Genomic DNA, 21302 nt, shown 5'->3' with positions numbered 1-21302 from the left:
TCTAAAAATGTAATAAATACTACAAATTAAGCTACTGTCAGGCATCCCTTAACTTGTGTACTCTTAAATTATCCGCTGCTCGGTCACAGAAAGCGCTTATAATATGCCTTCAAACGCTATCTTGCAAAGTCTCAATTTGATAGCTGCTAGCTTCTAAGGTGGCGACGGGGGGTTTGAAACCAAAGGGTAATGCCGGTGATTGCCAAAGTAAATAAACCCAAAGCATTTAAAAAAGGATAAATTACCTCTAAATTTAAAGGGCCAAAATTCCCCTTATGCAGCTCGAGCAACCAGAAAAAGTCTGCTTCCTTGTCGGCAACATCTGCCATTTGGTAAAAAAGGCCGGTTATTAGGGTTAGCAGAATGGGTAAAACCATGATGGGGGCAAGCATGGAGTGTAGTTGACGCAAGCGGGCTTTGTTAATTGACATAGTCGTCTCTTTAAATAGTGAAACCCTGTTTTATTTAAGACAGAAATAAAAGGCGAATAACTTTAAACATTTAAGGGCTATTAGGTTGGCCGTAACTTCATCATCCCTGGCACTAAAAGCAGAAAATTATAGAAATTTTCCCGCACAGCACTTAGAACGCTTTCAAACTTAGAGAATCTGAGAGAGGAATTTGCGAGTGCGTTCCTCTTTTGGACTTTGAAAGAAAACTGCCGGTGGAGCTTCCTCGACCAACATCCCACTATCCATCAATACCACTCGGTCTGCTACCTCGCGAGCAAACCCGACTTCGTGAGTGACTACGACCATTGTCATACCCGAACCGGCCAACGAGCGCATAACATCCAAAACTTCCCGCACCATTTCTGGGTCTAAAGCCGATGTCGGCTCATCAAATAGCATAATCTTAGGCTGCATGGCCAAAGCCCGAGCAATGGCCACCCGTTGCTGCTGGCCCCCTGACAACTGGCCTGGATATTTCCGCGCTTGTTCTAGAATTCCTACACGTTCCAGTAGCTGCATCGCCACTTCTTCTGCTTTCGCCTTTGGCCATCGGCGAACCCAAATCGGTGCTAGGGTGACGTTTTGCAGCACTGTTAAGTGAGGGAACAAGTTAAATTGCTGAAACACCATCCCCACTTCTTGGCGAATTGCATCGATATTGCGGAGATCGTGACTGAGAGTAATCCCATCAATTTCAATTTGTCCTTGCTGGTACTCTTCTAAAGCGTTAAAGGTGCGAATAAACGTGGATTTTCCAGAACCTGACGGCCCCATGATCACTACCACTTCTCCTCTATTCACTGTAAGGCTGACGCCACGCAGAACGTGAAATTGGCCATACCATTTGTGGACATCTTGGGCCACAATCATCAAATCTTCGTTTTGTCCTTTATTCTTGATCTCTTGGTTCATTTGTCCCTTCTCCCTTTTCCTTTTTCCTGGCCTTTTACCGCTTGCCCGCGTCTAACTGCTGTTCTAAACGTCTGCTGATTAAAGACATGGTGTAACAAAAGAACCAGTAAATGATGCCGATAAACAGATAAACCTCCGCATAGCGCCCTAAAAACTGTGGCTGTGCGAGAACCGACCGAGCTATCCCTATCAACTCCAGCAATCCTACAATTGATAGCAAAGTTGTGTCTTTAAACAAACTAATAAATTGACCGACAATCGCTGGGATAACCGCCCGTAATGCTTGAGGCAGCACAATTAGCCCAATGACTAAGAATGGATTGAATCCGAGGGCTTTGCCGGCTTCAACTTGACCGCGAGGCAGAGATTGCAATCCACCGCGCACATTTTCTGCCAGGTAGGCGGCACTAAATAAAGTCAAGCCGGCGATCGCTCGCAGCACCCGATCCAAGCGGATTTCTGGTGGCAAAAGTAGTGGTAACATCACTTGTGCCATAAACAGAATGCCAATTAAAGGCAGTCCTCGGATCACTTCAATGTAGAAGATACTAAACCACCGCACCACCGGCAGAGTGCTCTGTCGTCCTAAAGCGAGTAAGACACCGAGGGGAAAAGATAGAACAATACTAACCACAGCCATTAACAAGGTCAGCAGTAGACCGTTCCAAAGTTCTGTACCCACCGGCATTAAACCCCAGCCGCCTCCAATGAGCCATAAAGTGACTGGGAAAGCAGCCAGCCACCCCACCGGCAACCACCGCCGCAAAAGACGAGGTCGCCACACTGACAAGCCGGTTAATCCCGCCAAAATAAGCCCAATCAACCACAGCCGCCAAGTTTCGCCAAGTGGGTATCGGCCTACTAAAAGTAGTCGTAAGTTTGCCCAGACAACTGCCCATTGTGCCTTGCCAATTGCCCAGCCCAAAATCGCTCCCAGTAACTGGTAGATCAGCCAGAGGCAGAAAAGCGTGAGTAAGCTGTTGTACCAAGTATTAAAGAGATTCTGGCGCAACCAGGGGATAGAATTTTGAATTTTGAATTTTGAATTTTCAGGGTTTTGCATTAATTCTGAGTTTTGAGCGACTGCTTTTTCGAGACTATCTAAAGCGAAAATTTTATCAGAAGAAGGATAAGTATAACGACAAAGCTTATTTTACGAATATCTAGAATTTTCTATTCTGTAAAATTCATCACTCAAAACTCAGTTTATGAATATTTACAAGCTTTGGATTCGGGCAAACTTATCCTTCAAAGTTTAAAACTTTTACCTCTCTTTAATTTGTACTGAGTTGTTGAACAAATTCATCCCGCCGGCAATCAGAAGATCAATCGCCAAGTAGGTACCCATAAGTAGCACAATGACTTCTACAGAGCGACCCGTCTGATTGAGGGTGGTTGAATAAACCGAATAGATATCTGGATAGGCAATAGCAATCGCCAAACTCGAATTCTTTGCTAAATTGAGATACTCACTCGTTAGAGGTGGAATAATCACCCGCAAAGCTTGGGGAAACACGACCAACCGCAGCATCAAAAATGGTTTGATTCCCAAAGCTTTTGCGGCTTCCCACTGTCCGCGAGGCACAGATTGAATGCCGGCGCGAACGATTTCTGCAATGAAAGCGGCAGTGTAAACGGTTAGCCCCACCAGCAAAGCACAGAATTCAGAAGATAGACGGATACTACCCAACTCGACTCCGCGATTGCTAAGAGAAATAAATCCCAGCAGCGAAATTGAATTTTCTTGCACAGGCATTGTTAGAAAAACAGCAAAGTACCAGAAAAACAGTTGGAGCAGTAAAGGCGTGTTGCGGATGGTTTCTACATATATAATTGCCAGTTGCCGCACTAGCCAGTTATCTGAAATTACAGAGAATCCAATGATTACGCCCCCAATAGTAGCCAGAATTATCCCGATAACTATCACTCGCAGGGTGTTAGCTATCCCCACCAGTAAAGCCTGACTGTAGGGGCTTAAAGGGGAGTAAGGAATCAGTGTTTCACCAATATCAAAAGATGCCTGCTCACCCAGAAAATCTAACCCATATTCAACTCCTTGCTGCTCAGAGTTAAAAAGTAGGTTATCTACTAAGATGGCAACTGTGATGCCTACTAGCAAAACGGCCAAAACTTGGCCGGCAATCCGCCAAAACCTGTCATCACGCCATAGGGGGGTTTTGTTCCTTATCTTTTGTCCTTTGTATTCTGTCCTTTGTCTCTCCATTGTTTTTTGCTATTGACAATAGAACCCTAAGAATTGACAACTGAAGTATCTTCTTAGAGGAACGGAGGAGAGTATAACAGACCTCCCTTTCCCCAAGAATTGTTAATCCCACGCGGCAAGTTTAACGGTGTTTTAGGGCCGAGGTTGCGGTCGTAAACTTCCGCGTAGTTCCCAACGTGTTTAATGATGCGAATTGCGAACTCATTAGAAACACCCATTCCTTTACCCAGATTTCCTTCGACGCCTAAAAAACGCCGCACTACTGGGTCGGTGGTTGTAGAGGCAATCTGTGTTACATTCTGCGAGGTGATTTCTAACTCTTCAGCATTAAATAAAGCAAAAACTGACCACTTAACAACGTCGAACCATTTGGTGTCTCCACCAAGAACTAATGGTGCTAAAGGTTCTTTCGACATCACCGCATCCAAAATAATGTGGTCATTTGGATTTGGCAAAATGCTGCGACGTCCGGCTAGTTGAGAGCGATCGGTTGTTACACCCTGGCAGCGACCTTGTGCGTAAGCTGCAAAGGTGGCATCGGTTTCTTCAAACACAAGCGGTTGATAAGTAACGCCGCGTTTACGCATTTGGTCAGCCAAGCTGTTCTCAGTAGTGGTGCCGGTTTGCACGCAGACAGCCTTTCCCTTGAAGTCTTCTAATGACTTAATGCCACTATCTTTTCTTACCATCATGGCTTGACCGTCATAAAACACCGTGGGAGCGAACTCCATTCCCACTTCGGTATCACGGCCTAAAGTCCAGGTGGTGTTGCGACTGAGAATGTCCACTTCACCGGACTGCATAGCGGTAAACCGCTCTTTAGGGGTCAAAGGTCGAATTTCTAAAGCATCCGGGTTATCAAACAAAGCGGCAGCGACCGCACGGCAGACATCTACATCCAATCCAACATATTTGCCGTCCTGGCCCACATAACTAAATCCGGGCAAGTCAGCACCAACACCACAAATTAACTTTCCGCGTTTTAATACAGTCTCTAAGCGACTCTGACGGGTAGTTTGGCTGGATGTTGTCTGTTGTGACTGCCGGCTCCGACAGCCTACTAGGGGCATGACCAAGAGCATGGTGGCTAGTAATAAGGAACCCCATCTACGCATAGACTCAGTTATACTCTCTCATTGATGATCGGCAAGGCAGGATACAAGGCCATCTCTGAAGACCTCGTTTGATAGTGTTTTATCTTACAGGCTAAGTAGGGGACTCGCATCCGATTAGCCTAATTCCCTTGTTGTGCTCTTGTGACCCAGAGATACATTCTCGTCTGCTGCACGTTCGGCGAAGTTTGTCTGTTCGCAACAAACAGTGTTAATGGTTTAGCTTGGCTAGAAATATATTTTTAACACTTTACGAAAATTCTCCCTGAAAACTTTTTGCTAAAGATAAAAGGTAACTACTTATCTAAAATTTTAATTATTTACTTTTAAATATTTAAAATCTTAAAAATACTGTCTATTTTTACTACTTTGGGTAGCACTTGCCTTTCTTGCAGAACAAGCTTTTTAATTAGGCTTTGGATAAAAAAAATACAGCATTTTTTGAAGTTTAGGGTTCCTTGTTTGCCCAGTTTTTGTGGGGCTTTCAATCAAATCGTTAGGTTACTTTGTGTTAGGTAAAGCCTAAGCCCATAAAAAATAAAGTTACAGGAAAGCAAGTGTGGAAATTCTTTGTATAAGTGTTAGAACTTTTGCAGTCAAGTAGACTTTTAATAATCACAATTGAGTATCTTTGCCTAAATTTTATGTAAATTAGAAAGGATATACACAACTATCTAGTGACAAGCTCAGCGAAAACCTCAGACGCTCGGTAGATGTAGCGCCCACTTTTCCCTGATATTAGATAAAGAGTCATTAACTCAGCAAAGGAGAAACTGTGCTGCTATCAAAAGGCTTTGAAGTCGAAATGTACACCGGCACACCCCAAGGCAGGGTTGTGGGGTTGTCTGACCGAATTGTGGCTGACTTAGATGGATTTGTCCGAGAGCCAGATAGTCGTAACGTGGAATATACCACTGCGCCTTTTTGTCGCTATGAGCGGTTGTTATGTGCCTTAGTGCGCCCGAGAGTGGAGTTGCGGGAGTATTTAAAAAATCTGGGTGATTACACGGTGATCCCTGGCAGTACGTTGCCCTTAGAAGGGAGCGATCGCTTCTACCGATCTGACCCCAATAATCCCTACCACGATTACATTGAACAAACTTACGGCACTACTGTTGTCACCGCCAGCATTCACATTAATATAGGCATCAGCGATTTGGAGCAACTGATGCGGGCTTGTCGCCTGATCCGCGTAGAAGCTCCTTTATATCTCGCCCTCAGTGCCTCTTCGCCGTTCCTCAATGGCCAAATCACCGGCAATCACTCGACCCGGTGGCGGATGTTTCCGAAAACGCCGGCCCATGTTCCGCTATTTGAAAGCCACCGCCATTTTGTGCAGTGGACTGAAGCTCAGCTGGTGCTGGGAACCATGCAAAATGTTCGCCACTTGTGGTCATCAGTGCGCCCTAATGGTGATCGGCGTCCTTACAATCTCAACCGGCTGGAACTAAGAATTTGCGACCTAGTTACCGATCCGATTTCGCTGCTGGCGATTACGGCGTTATTAGAAGCGAGATTGTGGCAATTGCTTAATGATCCGGGTTTAGATCCTTTGGAAATGAGCCAGTTGCCGGCAGGGAACCGAGCAGAAGAATTAGTAGTCTTAACGGATGCTAACGAACAGGCTGCTGCCCATCAAAGTTTAGATGCCCAGCTGCGACACTGGCAGGACGGCAGGCCCATCTTAGCTAGAGATTGGATTGAGGAAATTTACCAAGAAGTTTGGCCTGTGGCTAAAAAACGCGGCTTCAGTTGCTTCCTCTCACCCCTGAAAAAAATTCTCCGAGAAGGCAATAGCGCCCAACAGTGGCTAAAAATGCACTCTGGAGGACTCGATTGTCAGAGTATTATCACTCAGGCTATTCAATCGATGGCTGAGCAAGAACGGGATCTAGAAGATAAGTTATGCCAACTGTTGGCTGCTTAGTTCAGTGCCCAAATGGGAAATTAGAATATTTAATCAATGGAGTGGGTGGAGGGTGTATTAGAAAAAGCAATAGTTAACCTCTATCTTGAGAGGGGTTTAGTCAGTCTGGAGAGCCTGATTAAGTCTATAGTTGCCGGCATTAAGATTGATTAAGTAATTCATGCCTCAAATTGTCTTGATTCATCCCCAAATTCCGCCAAATACTGGCAATATTGCCCGTACTTGTGCCGCTACCGGCACAGAACTGCATTTAGTGGGACCAATGGGCTTTGAAATTAGTGATCGCTATCTCAAACGAGCCGGTTTGGACTACTGGCCGTATGTGAATTGGCAGTATCACCTATCTGTAGAAGCTTTCCAAGATTTCCAGCAAGCGCGTGGGGGTCGATGTGTGGGATTTAGCACTCGCGGAAAGTGTAGCTATATTCAATTTCAGTTTCTGCCCAATGATTGGCTATTGTTTGGCAGTGAAACCCTAGGTCTGTCGGCAGAAGTGTTATCTGCGTGTGATGAGACTGTCTACATTCCCATGACACAGCCCCACGTTCGCAGCCTTAATCTTTCAGTGAGTGCGGCAATAGGTTTATTTGAAGCGCGCCGTCAATTGGGCTATTTGGGCTGAAAACTTTGCCGGCTGACAGTCGCTACTGGTGAGGCCGGTCATGACTTTATCACTTTATAGTTCTGGCCGCCACATCTGTGGAAAACCTTAACCTGTAGCGATTTCAGCAAGATGAATTATTGCACACTTGTTCTGAAGGGAAATCCCTAATATATCTACACAGATATTAAATAATTTTTTATAAATAACCTTTACATAAAAGAGATTAAATACTTCGACAGTTAGTAAAGTCGTTCTATAATCATCCCAAAACTATCCAGGTATGATAAAAATGAGCCGAAGTTACTTGTGATAAGAAATTTCTATCAAACTCTCAGAGAGAACAGGTGGCGAAATAGATAGTTTTTTTTGATCGAAAACAATGAGCTTCAATTCGCTCAAACACTTATCTGTTAAGCAAAACTGGCAGATTGAGCGCTTCAGTGGAGGCGGTTACTTGAGTAATGCCAGAGCGGAGCAGCCAAAAGGTAGGGTTGTATTTCTCGAAAAAATAAGCGTAAATACACGTCTGGTGAGTCAATTCCGTTATTTGGCCACAGTAACGGTGCCAACATCTACACAGCGCTGAACAGCAGCGAGAAAGCCTTACACAAGCCCCTGACCACTCGAGGCTAGACGAAAACTCTCCGGTCTGAGGTTTTTATCAATGTAAGCTTGTCTAAATTGGAAAAGCAGGGTAATCTTGCCTAAGCATATCGACTCTCAGTGATTTAGATCTCTTTTAGAGGTGATTCTCATCATTGATTGGTCATAATAGATTGGTTCACTCAAGGACAGTTAAGCGCTGGTTGTTAGGAGGTCGTTTCTTGAAACGAGAATTTCCGCAGAAGGTAAGGTTTGTTCCTTCCCCCTCTTCAGAAAAGGAGGCGTTAGTAAAATTTTCTGCGTGCAAGTTGGGATTATTCAGGCAGGCGCACCCAGAGGGCAACCGCCGGGTTCGTACTTCTGCAGCCATGATTGGATTGGCCATTTCTATGGGTGCCTCTAGCCTGTTTCTGCCGAGACAAGGAGATAGAGCGTTTGCAGCTGAACCCATAAAAGCTGAACCGACGGCGAAGAGGGCAATCTCATCGTTAGATCAAACAGCTTGGTTGCCGGTCACCGATGAAGTGACACCGGCTGCCCAGACAGTGATTGCCATACCTGAAGCGAATGCGCTACCCAGACACGCGGAACAGGAAGATTCAAGGCTTTTGCCCTTGTCACCTGAAGTTGATTCTACGGAAATAGCTTTGCCCGTTACGGCAAACGAACCTTCCTACAGCATTAGCTCAGAGCCTGTCCGGCTTGCAGAGCCAAGGCTGGATATTCCTGAGGCCACAAGGAGCTTTGAGGAATTTCAGGTGGTGTCGCCGGCAAACACGCTGGTGGTACCCTTAGCCATTAACAGTCCGATTGCGGATGACGTTAATGAGCTGTTTAAGGCTAAGCAAGAGGTTTTAAAGGCAAATCAAGATGTTGCCATCAAAAATTTACAGCGATCATCGAATCGGCTGAAAAATGGTCTGGCGGAGTTGCGGTCTGAGGAGCCTGCAAGTTCATCTCAATGGGTTACGGAGCGGGGGCAAAACCCCTCTGTGGCCAATCAAATCACAAACTTTTCCTATCCGTCTGTCGGGGCGGATCGAGAAGTGTTAGTGCCAGTAGTACCGGCAGCGAGTCCGGAAGCTGAATTCAAGAATGTGCCACTGATTGCGCCCACACCGGAAACGACTGTGGTGCCGCATCCAGAGTTTGTGCCCGTGGTGCCGGCAGCGAGTCCGGAAGCTGCAATCAAGAGCGTGCCACTGAGTGTGCCCACACCGGAAACGACTGTGGTGCCAGCCCCAGAGATGGCAGCATCGCCTCTTGAAGACAAACAGCCGGTGTTTACGCCCTCACAGGGAGTACAAGTGCCGGATATGTCGCAAGCGGTTGTGATTGCAACGGACGACAGACAAACGGTTGTGATTCCTTCTAAGCAAGTCAAAGAAGCGAAAGCAAATGTTTACCGAGTCAATTCGGGCGACACAGTCGGTGTGATTGCCCAGAATTATGGAGTTTCTCAGTCAGAGTTGATTCATGCGAATGAGCTGAGGGATCCGAATTTTATCAATGTGGATCAAACGCTGAAAATTCCTGTCGCTGATGCCGGTAAACCCCAAGCTCAGACGATGACTCTGATTGCCAACAGTAATGTGGCACCGGAAGCGGCTTACAACCCGGCAGCGAATACTGAGCTGATTGAAGAGAAGCAAGTGCCGAATCTTATAATTCCGCAGCCGGCTTCAGCATTGAACCCGACTCTACCGTTGGTGACTCCTGGGACTCCTGAGATCGTCGGCAGTTTTTCGAGTTCGATGGAATCCAAACCCAACGAAAGCGCCAACGTAGCAGTGGTGCCGGTTCAACCAAATCAGTCGCTTGAGTCTGAAGTTAACCACAAATCTAACCCTTACGTTGAAGGGTTAAGGGCTGAAGTCCTCAAGCTCAGAGAGAAGTACCAGACACAGAAAGTTAGCAATCAAGGGAACGCAGCCATCGCCACTCCGACGCCGGTGGTGCCTTCTGTGATGAACTTATCTGTGCCGACTAGAGAAATCAGCAACCCAGAGTTCACTCCCGCTCAGCCTCGTGAGTCGTTGCAGGGAAAACTCCCACAGCAAGCTCGGTTGGGAACCCGAAGTGGACAAATAACGCAACCGGCTCCCGAACAAGCGCCGGTTGTTGCGACAGCACCAATTGGCGCTGATGCCTACAATCAAGGCATTCAACCCCGCATGGTTTCTCCAGATTTACCGCCTCTCGCCCCTGCTGAGCGCTATTTGCCCAACGGAGCAGCTAGCTTTAATGGCTATATCTGGCCGGCTAAGGGAGAAATGACCTCAGGTTATGGCTGGCGCTGGGGACGGATGCACGCAGGCATTGACGTTGCCGGTCCCATTGGCACGCCAATTGTCGCCGCTGCGCCTGGTGTTATCACCTACGCAAGCTGGAACGAGGGGGGTTATGGCAATCTGGTTGAAATTCAGCATCCAGATGGCAGCTTGACGCTATACGCCCACAATGACCGGATTCTAGTGCGCGAAGGCCAACAAGTCGAGCAAGGCCAGCAAATCGCTGAAATGGGCAGCACCGGCTTTAGTACCGGCCCGCACCTTCACTTTGAACTCCACCGGCGTGGCACGGGAGCCATCGATCCGATTGCCATGTTACCTCAGTAGTTAAGCGGCAGGATTGAGAGAATCTTGAGTGTGGAAGTCTGAAGTGCCCATTTTAGACATCCCCCACTCAAAATCTCACCCAGGGCACAATCGTGAATAAAAACACCTGTTGTGCTAATTGGATAGATGACAGGGCAGCCAATTGGCTCCCTTAAGCATCTTTCTGAGAAAAGTCTGGTTAAGTGAAACAACTTTTAGCCAACTCTGTCGCAGCAGATGTTGTGCGTTCCAACTCTTCAAGATAGCTAAGTTTTGAAGGAATCTGAATTTCACCGATTTGATTTCTGGAGACTTCTCTAGACAAATCGCTTTAACCAGTCCTCACCCTCTCGTTAGATTGCTTTCCTGAAAGGGTTCTATTTTCGAGATTAACATCGAAATATGAAGATCCCGTGAAGGAATTCACAATTGTTGCCGGTTGACTGGCTAACCTCAGAAAACTCAGCCGTATCAGCAGTTTTGAGAGATTACCTGGAAAAATTTTCATAAATTTGTCAGTCAATTTGCAATTTAGCTATTGCACTCTTGAACTTTGATGAGTTAAGATATTAAGGCTGAAAAAAAGCACGGCTCAGTAGCTCAGTGGTTAGAGCAGGGGACTCATAAGCCCAAGGTCGCAGGTTCAAATCCCGCTTGAGCCATTTACAAAAATATTATGAAGTCAGCATTTTAGGGGAGTAGCCTATATCTTCGTTGGGTTGCTCCCCTAAGTTTTTCTATGCTTGAAGATTGGCTTTGACTATGAATCAACAGACGAATTGTTGTTCTCGGTTATTGAGTTTTCAGGGGGTTCTTCCTCAATTTGAACTTGTTCCTGATTCGCCAGTTGTTTACTACGCAAGCGTCCCCCAACAGCCTTACGGCACGCAAGGCTAGAGGCAGCAGACGAATTTTTATTCTTCGTTACTGAGTTTTCAAAGTTTCAAGGGATTGTTCCTCAACCTAAACTTGTTCCTTATTAGCCGATTGTTTATTAAGCAGACGTCGTGTAACGTATGCTTTATCGGCAAGAAAGGTAAGCAACCCCACCAAAACAGGAGTGCTGCTCTCTGTCGCTGTCTTTTAAAGCTTTTCCGAAACTTCATTCTTGTCCGGTAAGAAGCAAAGCACAATCGCTAATGTGCGTAACATGATTGCCACAGTACCTCCTATTACGCTCAATATAAGTTTGAGCAGTAGGAAGATAACCAATATACAAGGAAAGCTTTTTCTGGCGCTGCCGTAGTGAGGTTCCCACTCATTTAACGCATGGGGGTATTTTATTGGCAATATGCCCATAGTAACAACTGCGAACACTTTGCTTACTGGTGCAAAACAGGAAAATATAAGAGCGAGCAAGTGAACAATGTAAGAGCAGGCGTAGCAGGTGCTGGTGCTGCGGCCCCTATTAGTGTGGCTACAAAAATCGCAACTTAAAAAGCAACTAAAATTGCTAGTCACAAAGCGACCGAAGTCGCGATAAAGTCTTTAAATTCTATAGCAACAACTCTTATGAAAGTGGGATTTAGAAAAGCTGCTTCGTTAATGTTGCTGTTGCCGGTAAAGCCGCTGCTGGTATTTTAGGTGTGGGCAGTCTTGTAAGTGGTTTAGCGAGTGACATAGTAATAGGAAAATTTCTTGAAGACAACGAAGATCTGCCTCAGCATGAGTGTAATGCTAGGAAAGATGCCAAAACAGCAAGAAGAATTGCATTAATGGTCGGAGGTATTGCACCTGCTGTAATGCTTGGTGGAGGTGCTGCTGTTGCCGCACCCGCAGTATTGGGAATAGGGGTTGCTTGAGGCGCTTATCGCCTGCTGAAATAAAACCTGTTATTTTGTCGTAGAATCTCCCTACAAGCACTCAGGAATTCTGAATAACAAATCGACTCTCCTACGAGCCAACTAGCTACCCTCCTGAGTTGTTATAAATTTGACCACCGGCAGCAAAGTGACGCAGAATTTCTGCCAAAGACCAAGCTTGAGCGATTGCGCCTTGGGGTGCGTGAGGCGCATCGCCATCAAAAATCTCGGAAATCGAGCCAAAACAAGCTTGATGCTGGAAGTGATCCAACACCGGCTGCCAATCAAAAGCAACCGGCTCATTCGGATAAAACCGCTGCCATGCCCGGATATATGGGCCAATTAACCAACTCCAAACCGTACCCTGGTGATAGGCGCGATCCCGATGCCACCGATCACCGGCATAACCACCAATATAGCCAGGATCGCCAGGATCAAGACTCCGCAAACCATAGGGCGTCAGCAGCCGATCCCGCGCCACTTGCAAAGCCCGACGCCCTTGCCCCTCAGAGAAGGCGCAGTGATGCAGAGAAAGCGCCAGCACTGCATTGGGGCGAATTCGGGGATCGGCACGCCCATCCGGTTCCAGCGTGTCGTAAAAATAACCTTGTTGCGAATTCCAAAACTTTGACAGAGATTTCTTGACAATTGCCGCTTTTTGTGAATAGTTGCGAACCTGATTTTGATAGTTCACAGAGCGCTCACCGGCATCCCTTGCCAACCGCTCTGCCCACTGGCTCGCCCAACACAATGCAGAATACCAAAGCGCATTAATTTCCACCGGCTTGCCTCGGCGCGGCGTCACCGGCAGCCCATCAATTACCGCATCCATCCAAGTCAGGGCCACACCGGCAGCGTCCCACGTCAGCAACCCATCCGACGCATCCACCTGAATGTTATAACGAGTGCCGGCGGTAAAAGCCTTGTAAATCTGCCGCACTACAGGATAGGCAAAGTTCAAGAAATCCCAATCCTGGCTCGCTTCCAAATACAGCCCCAGGGTCTCAACCCACCACAGCGTTGCATCCAGACTGTTATAAAACGGCTCACCCCCGGCATCCGGGAAAGCATTGGGAATCAACCCTTGCTGGCAGTAACGGGCAAAGGTTTCCAGCAACCCGCGAGCAATGTCAAAACGACCCGTCGCCAAAGCCAATCCAGGCAACGCGATCAGCGTATCCCGGCCCCAGTCATTAAACCAGGGATAGCCGGCAATCACCGTTGGCCCATCAATCGAACTTCTGTAAACAATAAATTGATCGCTCGCCTTCAGCAGTTGTCGCCAAATCCGCTCACCGGCATCTGGTGGAGACAGCCGGCCAAACAGCCCATCTAAGCGCTGCTGCTCAGCTTCCACCGCCGCTTCAAAGTCTACGCTGCTGAGGTCAGATAGGGGTGCTTCTGGCCATCCCACCCTCGCTTCCAAAACCACGGCATTCCCTGGTTGCAAAGAAACGCTTAGTTCGCCAGTACTGTAAAGGTCTTCCCGATCCCCTAAACCTCGCCGCGTTTCCTCTAAATATTGATAATTCCAGTACCACAACCCATCTGGTTGGTAATCCCCAGCACTCCAACGCAGTTGCCAAGGCGTTGCCGGTTCACCATTGCGGATTCCTTGCAACCGGACTTGCCGAGAACCGGCTTCTTGCCAAAACTGCAACCCAGGATCAGCGCCTTGCTGGTGGTGAAAGTCACGATCCGCAATCAGAGGGCGCAGCCTCAGTGTGGCCACTTCAGAGCCGGTGTAGCGATATTGAATTAACAGCCGGTGACACAATTCGGGCTGGGAATTGGCAATTTGAGCCGAAGTCAGAGAATTTCCGAATTCTTCTCTTCCATACGGCATCACTAATTGCCTGGTTAGCTGCCAGTTATCTTGACCCCAAACCCAGGTGGGAACGGGTTCTATTTCAAAAGAGCGCAGCAGATTGAACCCCAACGGGGAAACTGCCCCGCCTAGCCAGAAATGCGTCCCCAGGGCGAAAATCTGACCGGCAACTTCTAGGCTTGCCTCTAAATGAGACAGCAAAAGCGTGCGCCGGCTGGGAGGCTCAAGCGCCGCAATTAGCCAACCGTGATAGGTGCGGGTATGAGCATCGCACACCGTACCGCCGGCAAAACTTCCTAAACCATTTGTGAGCAGCCATTCCCGCGTATCCAACTCATCCATGAGTCTGTGCCACCAACTGTTTTACTTGATCGCAGACTAGAACCATACAGCCGGCAAAAACGCCCGCTTCACCCTGGGGACAGCTAACTTCCTGTCGTTGTTATCTCGTAGCTCGATTTATTTAACCACTAAAAAACCCACAGCTAAACCGTAATCGGCAGATTTTGCAGTTATATCGATCGCCATCGGGCTAGTAACCGCAGCACCATCCAGCCTAAGATCGATCAGGAATTGGCGAAAAGCAGCCGCTTGAGGTTTCAAATGGGCCACTGCGCCGCTTGATTGCCCTGAGTTCTGTGAGCTAGGAAGCCGGCACACCCTGAGTGAGGTTGAAAATAATCGTTAAAATACCAAGAAACCAAAGACTGATCAGGGATTGTGTTTCTGGGTAGGGAAGATGGGGAGTCATTTTTATGCGAAGCATGGAAAACGAAAGCGAATCGTTTAGATTTTACGGGGTTTAGCGAATTAAAATAAATCCAAAATTAGGCCACCAAATCTATATAAAACTGCAAAAATAGTGGAGGTTACATCAGCAATGCTAGCAGCAAGCAATCGTTTTTCTTTAATGCGGAGTCTTCGGACTATCTGGAGCCGATGGCGGCTTTTATGGGTAATATTTTTGGCTTCGCTATTGCTGTCAGGATGTGTGGAGTATGATGTTGGGGTGAACTTCGAGAGCCAGACTCACGGCGAAATTGTACAGCATATTCAGTTGGGAGAACAGCTCAGAAGTTTTAGCAGCTTAACCGTTCAGCAATGGTTAGATAGCGTGAAGCGGCGCACACAGCAACTGGGAGGTAAAACTCAGCGAATTTCTGAGCGAGAAATGCTGGTCACGATTCCTTTTAATAATGGCGCTGAGCTAGAAAAGAAGTTTAACCAATTTTTTAATTTGGTTGACTCTAAAAAATCTCGCTCAGATGCAAACCTTGAGCCTGCGCTACCTGAGATTCAATCTCACCTTACCGTCAATCAAAATAACTGGTTGTTTGCAATTCGTAATCGGTTAATTTATGACTTGGATATGCGCTCTTTAGGCGTACTTTCTTCTGATGGTAGTGTCTTAGTCAGTCCGGGTGAATTGGTCGATGTCAAGTTTAGTTTAAACACGCCTTGGGGCGCGCGCACAATTCAAGCGTCTGCGGATGATACTAGCCCGGAAAAACAGGGAAATCAGTTAGTTTGGGCACTCCAACCGGGTCAGTTAAATCATTTGGAAACTGTGTTCTGGGTGCCGAGTCCGATTGGGATTGGTGCGTTTGTGATTATTTTGCTGGTTGCTGCGGGTGGATATTTGAAATATCAATTGCTGCCGGCATTTGGTATTGGCAGCCGGCGGAAACCCACTGTTTCACCTAAACCGTTAGCTTAACAATCAGGGGGAAGGATAAACCCGTTGCAGAAACAAGTTTTATCCTTCCGCTTTATTATTTTTGAGGTTTGATGGGAATTGAAATTACAAACTCTGCACCTTTACCGGGGGTGCTAATACAGTTAAGCTGCCCTTGGTGAGAGTCTACGACAATTTGATAGCTAATGGATAATCCTAAGCCGGTGCCGGAACCCACCGGCTTTGTGGTAAAGAAGGGATCAAATATCTTCCGAATCACATCTTCTGTCATACCTGGGCCATTATCAGAAATCCGAATCGTCGCAAAGCCGGTAGAATTTGCTTCAGTGCGAATATAAATGGTTTTTTGCTTTAGCTCATTTTCCAAGGATTCTGAACACGGAACGAATGACTCTAAAGCATCAATCGCATTGCTTAGGACATTCATAAATACCTGATTCATTTGACTGGCATAGCAGGTAATGAGAGGCAACTTTCCATATTCTTTAATGATCTCAATTCCAGAACGCCCTCCTTCTTTTCTTATTCGAGGTTGCAAAATAAGCAAGGTAGATTCAATTCCTTGATGGATATCAACCGGCTTCATATCCGCTTCATCCAGCCGCGAGAAATTTCGCAAACTCAAGACTATTTTGCGGATGCGTTCAGCACCCACTTTCATGGAATCTAGAAGTTTTTGCAAATCCTCCACCACAAATTCGAGATCAATGTTTTCTATCTCCTCACAAATTTCGGCTGCCGGTGTGGGATAGTGTTGCTGGTAGAGATTAATGACAGAAAGCAAACTTTGAACATATTCGCTTGCGGGTGTAAGATTGCCATAAATGAAGCTAATCGGGTTATTAATTTCATGGGCGACCCCAGCAACCATTTGCCCCAAACTCGACATCTTTTCGCTCTGAATCAGTTTGGTTTGGGTACGTTTTAGTTCGTGAAGAGTTTGTTCGAGACGAACATTTTTTTCGTTTAATTCTTGTGTCCTATCTGATACTTTTTGTTCGACTGAAGCGTAAAGTAAAGCATTTTCTAAGGACACAGCAGCCTGGGAAGAAAGCAACCTTAAAACTTCCAGTCTTTCTGGAGTAAACGCGCCGGTGGTTAAATTGTTCTCTAAATAAAGAATGCCGATCAGTTGCCCTTGATTGATGATCGGACTGCACAAAACTGATTTCAGTTGCCGTTTAGAAATATACGGATCACTCGTAAATCGTCCTTCGCCGGCAGCATTACTTAAAACCATATCAGAGCGAGTGCGCTCGACATAATTAATCACCGACACCGGCAAATCTTGACTGGACTCAACCAAGTTAGATTTCTGCATCACCACCTCATCTTGCGTGACAGATGCTTCGGCTACAACGATCAATTTTCCATCTTTTGGCAAAACCAGCAAGCCTTTTTGTGCGCCGGCATTCTCGATAAGAATTTTCATCAACTTTGCCAGCAATTTATCCAGAACAATTTCCCCAGAAATTGCTTGGGAAGCTTTCATGACGGTTACTAAATCTAGAGATTCCGAATTGCTGCCGGTTGTCGTGTGAATCGTTGCATCTAGCTTCGTGTTGGAAGTATCACCCCTCCGATTTTTAGCCGGCGTTTTGGCTAGCAACTGACTATATTTAGTTTCTAAATCTTCAACTTTGCGTTTTGCCCCCCAGCGCTGATAGCCATAATGCGCTTCAGTCATATAAATTTTGGCAATCTTTTCTTTACCTTTCGCTAACCAGAATTTTGCTGCCAGTTCATTGGCTAAGGCTTCATTTTGGGTAAACTGATTTTCTAAGGCTGATTCAATTGCTTGATCGTACAAATCTATTGCCTCTTCTCCTTTCCCAGAAATGCGAGCAATTTCTGCTTTGACTAAAAGATACCTATTCAAAAAGTTCTCCGGACAGTTTTCTGCCCAAATTTTCATCTGCTGTTGATTAGTTTCTAATTTTTGCCAATATTGTTTTTGCTCATCTTCTGACGCTTCTGGATAGGCGGCAATTAAAACAAGTGACAAGTAAAAATTATAGTCTGTAGAGACAGCTATCCCTCCGGTGAAAGCAAGTAAGCTTTCTGTTTCTAAAGCAATTTTTAGGGCTTCATCTAGATGCTCGTAGAGGTAGAGAACTTGAATTTTATAAATTTGATACGCAGCTAGCGATAAAAAGGTACTGCGTTGCCGGCAATCTTCTACATACTGGCTTTCACTGAGTCCTTTTTTGATAAGAGGAGTTTCTTCTTGATCAAGTTTGGCTAACTGCATGATCAAGAGTTGCATTCCAATCATCGTATCAGTAGACAGTTGATTTTTTGTTTTTTGGGCAAATTGCAAATATTTAGGAATTTCGGCACTGATTTGAGAAAGATTAGTTCCTTGCATAAATAAATTTACAACTTTGTTATGCAACGCATAGCCAGCATACTCCAAACATCCAGAATTTAAAGCAACTTGATAGCCTTCATTAGTAATTATGTTCCCTTCTTTTATCGGTCTATACCAGTAATTAATTGTATTTCCAAAGGTTACTAAAACCTTACATCTGAGATCGGTATTATTCCATTTTTCGCTCAATTTTCTCCCTAAATTTCCCAACTCATAGGCTAATTTATAATTCCCAAAAACGTTAATCAATAAGATTCCATAAGCACAGTAACAAAGACATGATTCTGGAGCATTTCCGTATTGAAACGACATATTCACAACTTTAAGCACGCTCAAAGTCCAGAATTCAGCTTTTATCAAGTAAAAAGAGGTTAAAGCATTGACGATTAATTTTGCAGCGATTTTTTTGTCTGGTAAACTCATTTCTGGTGCATCAAGCAAAGAAGCAATGCTTCGGTTTGCTAAAGTTTCTTGTGCTGCTGCCATTTCTGCACCGATTGCAGCTTCTAAATTATCTGTCGGCAGTTCAATGCCTAGCAAAGCTAAAGCCTTTCTCGCTGCTGTCACGCCCTCCTCATATTTAGCCCGCAGTGTATATTGCACAATCAGGAGATTGTATATTTCTGCTTTTTCTAAAGTTGATTGCGTATTTTCTAAGGTTAAATTGATAAATTTTTCTGACTCTTCAAAGTTTCCATTTAAATATTCAATATCTGCCCGTTCTTTATGCAAAGCAAAAGCTAGATCGTAATCCGACTCCCAAATCGTTTCGCTTAAGCTTTCCATTCCTGCTGTCAAATACTGTTGGGCGGAAACGTAAGCAGTTGCATCTTTAGCTTTTCGGGTAGCTTCTAAATTTAATACTGCCAATTCAAGCTGTTCTTCTTCCTCTACAATTAATGATCTCGCTACATTCAAATGATCGACTAGCTCAAAAATTCTTTCGCTTCGGTATTCGGCGGGGGTATTCGCCAGCAATAACCGCCCAATTTCCAGATGAACGACTTTTTTATTGGATTCATCAATCAGTGAATAAGCCGCCTGTTGCACGCGGTCATGCAAAAACTTATAATTAAGAATTAAAAGCGGATAATTAATCAAATCAAGATCTGTATTTTCTAATTCTGACGCTGGTAATATTAATCCTTCTTGGACTGCCGGCCAAAGGTCTTTAAAGGTTTCTGAGGCTTCTTTTTTATGAATTAAAGACAGGGTATTTAATTCAAATTGGTTGCCCAAACAAGCCACTAAACGTAAAACTTGCTGGGTTGATTCTGGCAGTTTTTTTAACTTCCAAATCATTAATTCCACCACATTATCTGTGATAGCAAGCGCCTCAATTTTAGCCATATCCCACTGCCACCCCCCTTTAGTCACAGAGGATGGGGGATTAAAAGTGAGAAGATTTTCTTGATAGAGAGTTTTGAGAAATTCACTCACAAAAAACGGGTTGCCTTGGGTTTTACGCAAAACCAATTCTGCTAATGGTTTGACAGCTTGTTCATTACTGTGCAAAGTCTCTGCAATGAGTAAGCTGATTTGCTCAAGGTTCAAAGGTTCTAAGCTAAGCTGGTTAATAACCGCTTCTTCATGGTGTAGCGTGTCTAGGGTCATCATTAATGGATGAGTAGGACTCACTTCATTATCTCGATATGCCCCAATTACAAACAGATATTGCGTCCCCTGATCCATCAACATTAACTCAATTAATTTGAGTGTTGCAGAGTCCGCCCATTGCAAATCATCTAAAAAGATAACGAGTGGATGTTCCCTCGAACAAAACACCTGAATAAAGTTTTGAAAAACTAAATTAAAGCGATTTTGAGACTCTGTAGGACCCAATTCCGCAATAGAAGGTTGAGTACCTACAATCAATTCGACTTCGGGAATAACATCAATAATAATTTGACCATTAGGGCCAAAAGCAGTCAAAAGTTTTTCGCGCCAGCGATTTAACTGCACTTCACTTTCTGTTAAGAGTTGCCGTACCAATTCAGAAAAAGCGCTGACGACAGCCGAGTAGGGAATATTTCGCTGAAACTGGTCAAATTTCCCCGCGATAAAATAACCCTTGCGCCTGGTAATCGGTTTATAAAGAACCTGCACTAAGGCTGATTTCCCAATTCCTGAATAACCCGAAACCAACATGAGTTCCGTCGTACCGGCATAAACCCGATCAAAAGCCATTAAAAGTGTTTCAATTTCTCGTTCTCTGCCATAAAGTTTTGACGGGATTTGAAATTTATCAGATATATCTTGACGACCAATTGGAAATTCCGAAATTGTCCCTTGATCCTGTAACTGAGTTAAACATTCCTCTAGATCAGCAATTAATCCCCAAGCACTTTGATATCGCTTATCAGCGGTTTTTGCTAACAGTTTCATCACAATATCAGACAAAACTTTAGGAATTTCTGGATTAATCACATGGGGAGGCACCGGCTGTTTAGCAATGTGACAATGTACCAATTCCATTGCATCCGTTGCAATAAACGGCAATTGATGGGTTAGTAATTCATAAAAAGTCGCCCCCAAAGAATAAAAATCAGTTCGATAATCCAAACTTCGGTTCATTCTGCCGGTCTGTTCCGGCGACATATAAGCCAGGGTTCCTTCTAAAATGCTGGGATTTTTAATCGCCGTACTTTCGCGAGATAGGACAGTGGAAATACTAAAATCGATTATTTTTAATTGCTCGGTCGCAGGATTAAAACTGATATTGGAGGGATTGATATCTTTGTGTATAATATTAACAGCATGAAGGTTTCCCAGACTTTTGGCAATTTTCACAGCCAGAGTCAGAAATCCTAAAAGTGTAAACCTTTGCGAAGCCATTAAAGTTCTTAACGACTCGCCGCCAAAATCCTCTAAAACCATAACTGAAGTATTTTGATACTTTAGCAAATCATAAGCTTTGACAACGCCTTCTAAATTTAAAGACCGAGTAATTTCATATTCCTGCTCATATCTGGCAAGTTCTGCTGGGGAGGGATACTCGTGTTTAAGCAGTTTCAAGATAACAGGTTGATTATCATGCTCACGGCGTCCCCGATAAACCAGGGAATTGGCACTTTCATAAATTAAAGCGAGAATTTGGTAGCCAGGAATAGCAAGCATCGTAGGGTTATCCTTAAAGGTAGTGGCTTAAATATAAAATTGTAGCGCCAACATCTT

At 45.1% G+C, this 21302-nt stretch carries 13 protein-coding genes and 1 tRNA gene; 5 read left to right on the top strand and 9 right to left on the bottom strand.

The window, feature by feature from the left end:
- Positions 1-146 precede the first annotated feature (146 nt).
- The 5 genes from H6F56_RS01960 to H6F56_RS01940 all read right to left on the bottom strand — a co-directional run bounded on the left by H6F56_RS01960 (position 147) and on the right by H6F56_RS01940 (position 4703).
- Positions 147-431, bottom strand: a complete 285-nt coding sequence (locus H6F56_RS01960; RefSeq protein ID WP_190665166.1) for a PepSY domain-containing protein — start codon at positions 429-431, stop codon at positions 147-149.
- A gap of 168 nt (positions 432-599) precedes the next feature.
- Entirely contained in the window at positions 600-1364 is a 765-nt protein-coding gene (locus H6F56_RS01955; RefSeq protein WP_305076110.1) for an amino acid ABC transporter ATP-binding protein, read from the bottom strand.
- A gap of 34 nt (positions 1365-1398) precedes the next feature.
- Positions 1399-2427, bottom strand: a complete 1029-nt coding sequence (locus H6F56_RS01950; RefSeq protein WP_190665165.1) for an amino acid ABC transporter permease — start codon at positions 2425-2427, stop codon at positions 1399-1401.
- Between the two features lie 201 nt (positions 2428-2628).
- Positions 2629-3588, bottom strand: coding sequence for an amino acid ABC transporter permease (locus H6F56_RS01945; protein ID WP_190665163.1), 960 nt, complete (start codon positions 3586-3588; stop codon positions 2629-2631).
- Between the two features lie 53 nt (positions 3589-3641).
- Positions 3642-4703, bottom strand: coding sequence for an amino acid ABC transporter substrate-binding protein (locus H6F56_RS01940; protein WP_190665162.1), 1062 nt, complete (start codon positions 4701-4703; stop codon positions 3642-3644).
- A gap of 772 nt (positions 4704-5475) precedes the next feature.
- On the opposite strand from H6F56_RS01940, the gene gshA reads away from it, so the two are divergent.
- From gshA to H6F56_RS01915, 4 genes are all read left to right on the top strand, one after another.
- The gene (gene gshA, locus H6F56_RS01935; protein ID WP_190665160.1) at positions 5476-6627 is read left to right on the top strand and encodes a glutamate--cysteine ligase; all 1152 of its coding nucleotides are present in this window, start codon (positions 5476-5478) and stop codon (positions 6625-6627) included.
- A 160-nt stretch (positions 6628-6787) separates the two neighbouring features.
- Positions 6788-7249 carry a tRNA (cytidine(34)-2'-O)-methyltransferase gene (locus H6F56_RS01930; RefSeq protein WP_190665159.1) on the top strand — a complete coding sequence of 154 codons (462 nt, stop codon included), beginning with the start codon at positions 6788-6790 and terminating at the stop codon, positions 7247-7249.
- 806 nt (positions 7250-8055) lie between these two features.
- Positions 8056-10452, top strand: coding sequence for a peptidoglycan DD-metalloendopeptidase family protein (locus H6F56_RS01920; protein ID WP_190665155.1), 2397 nt, complete (start codon positions 8056-8058; stop codon positions 10450-10452).
- Between the two features lie 568 nt (positions 10453-11020).
- A tRNA-Met gene (locus H6F56_RS01915) sits at positions 11021-11093 on the top strand.
- 1246 nt (positions 11094-12339) lie between these two features.
- On the opposite strand, the gene H6F56_RS01910 is transcribed toward H6F56_RS01915, so the two are convergent.
- From H6F56_RS01910 to H6F56_RS26695, 3 genes are all read right to left on the bottom strand, one after another.
- Positions 12340-14403, bottom strand: a complete 2064-nt coding sequence (locus tag H6F56_RS01910; RefSeq protein WP_190665152.1) for an amylo-alpha-1,6-glucosidase — start codon at positions 14401-14403, stop codon at positions 12340-12342.
- A 117-nt stretch (positions 14404-14520) separates the two neighbouring features.
- On the bottom strand, positions 14521-14673 hold the full coding sequence (locus tag H6F56_RS01905) for a hypothetical protein (protein WP_190665150.1): 153 nt from the start codon (positions 14671-14673) through the stop codon (positions 14521-14523).
- A 31-nt stretch (positions 14674-14704) separates the two neighbouring features.
- Positions 14705-14827, bottom strand: coding sequence for a hypothetical protein (locus H6F56_RS26695; protein WP_255513662.1), 123 nt, complete (start codon positions 14825-14827; stop codon positions 14705-14707).
- Between the two features lie 114 nt (positions 14828-14941).
- Here H6F56_RS26695 and H6F56_RS01900 point away from each other — a divergent pair, with 114 nt between their 5' ends.
- Complete coding sequence (locus tag H6F56_RS01900; RefSeq protein ID WP_190665148.1) at positions 14942-15778, top strand: DUF3153 domain-containing protein; 837 nt, start codon at positions 14942-14944, stop codon at positions 15776-15778.
- A gap of 55 nt (positions 15779-15833) precedes the next feature.
- Here the strand turns inward: H6F56_RS01900 and H6F56_RS01895 are convergent, their stop codons facing one another.
- On the bottom strand, positions 15834-21245 hold the full coding sequence (locus H6F56_RS01895; protein WP_190665146.1) for an ATP-binding sensor histidine kinase: 5412 nt from the start codon (positions 21243-21245) through the stop codon (positions 15834-15836).
- Positions 21246-21302: the final 57 nt, after the last annotated feature.

It is taken from the genome of Microcoleus sp. FACHB-672, from assembly GCF_014695725.1.
GTDB lineage: Bacteria > Cyanobacteriota > Cyanobacteriia > Cyanobacteriales > Oscillatoriaceae > FACHB-68.
This window is presented reverse-complemented; position numbering and strand designations above follow the sequence as displayed.

Excerpts from the sequence above, each read along its gene's own strand:
- H6F56_RS01960 (WP_190665166.1), bottom strand. The coding sequence starts at position 431 with ATGTCAATTAACAAAGCCCGCTTGCGTCAACTACACTCCATGCTTGCC.
- H6F56_RS01955 (WP_305076110.1), bottom strand. The coding sequence starts at position 1,364 with ATGAACCAAGAGATCAAGAATAAAGGACAAAACGAAGATTTGATGATT.
- H6F56_RS01950 (WP_190665165.1), bottom strand. The coding sequence starts at position 2,427 with ATGCAAAACCCTGAAAATTCAAAATTCAAAATTCAAAATTCTATCCCC.
- H6F56_RS01945 (WP_190665163.1), bottom strand. The coding sequence starts at position 3,588 with ATGGAGAGACAAAGGACAGAATACAAAGGACAAAAGATAAGGAACAAA.
- H6F56_RS01940 (WP_190665162.1), bottom strand. The coding sequence starts at position 4,703 with ATGCGTAGATGGGGTTCCTTATTACTAGCCACCATGCTCTTGGTCATG.
- H6F56_RS01930 (WP_190665159.1), top strand. The coding sequence starts at position 6,788 with ATGCCTCAAATTGTCTTGATTCATCCCCAAATTCCGCCAAATACTGGC.
- H6F56_RS01910 (WP_190665152.1), bottom strand. The coding sequence starts at position 14,403 with ATGGATGAGTTGGATACGCGGGAATGGCTGCTCACAAATGGTTTAGGA.
- H6F56_RS26695 (WP_255513662.1), bottom strand. The coding sequence starts at position 14,827 with ATGCTTCGCATAAAAATGACTCCCCATCTTCCCTACCCAGAAACACAA.
- H6F56_RS01900 (WP_190665148.1), top strand. The coding sequence starts at position 14,942 with ATGCTAGCAGCAAGCAATCGTTTTTCTTTAATGCGGAGTCTTCGGACT.
- H6F56_RS01895 (WP_190665146.1), bottom strand. The coding sequence starts at position 21,245 with ATGCTTGCTATTCCTGGCTACCAAATTCTCGCTTTAATTTATGAAAGT.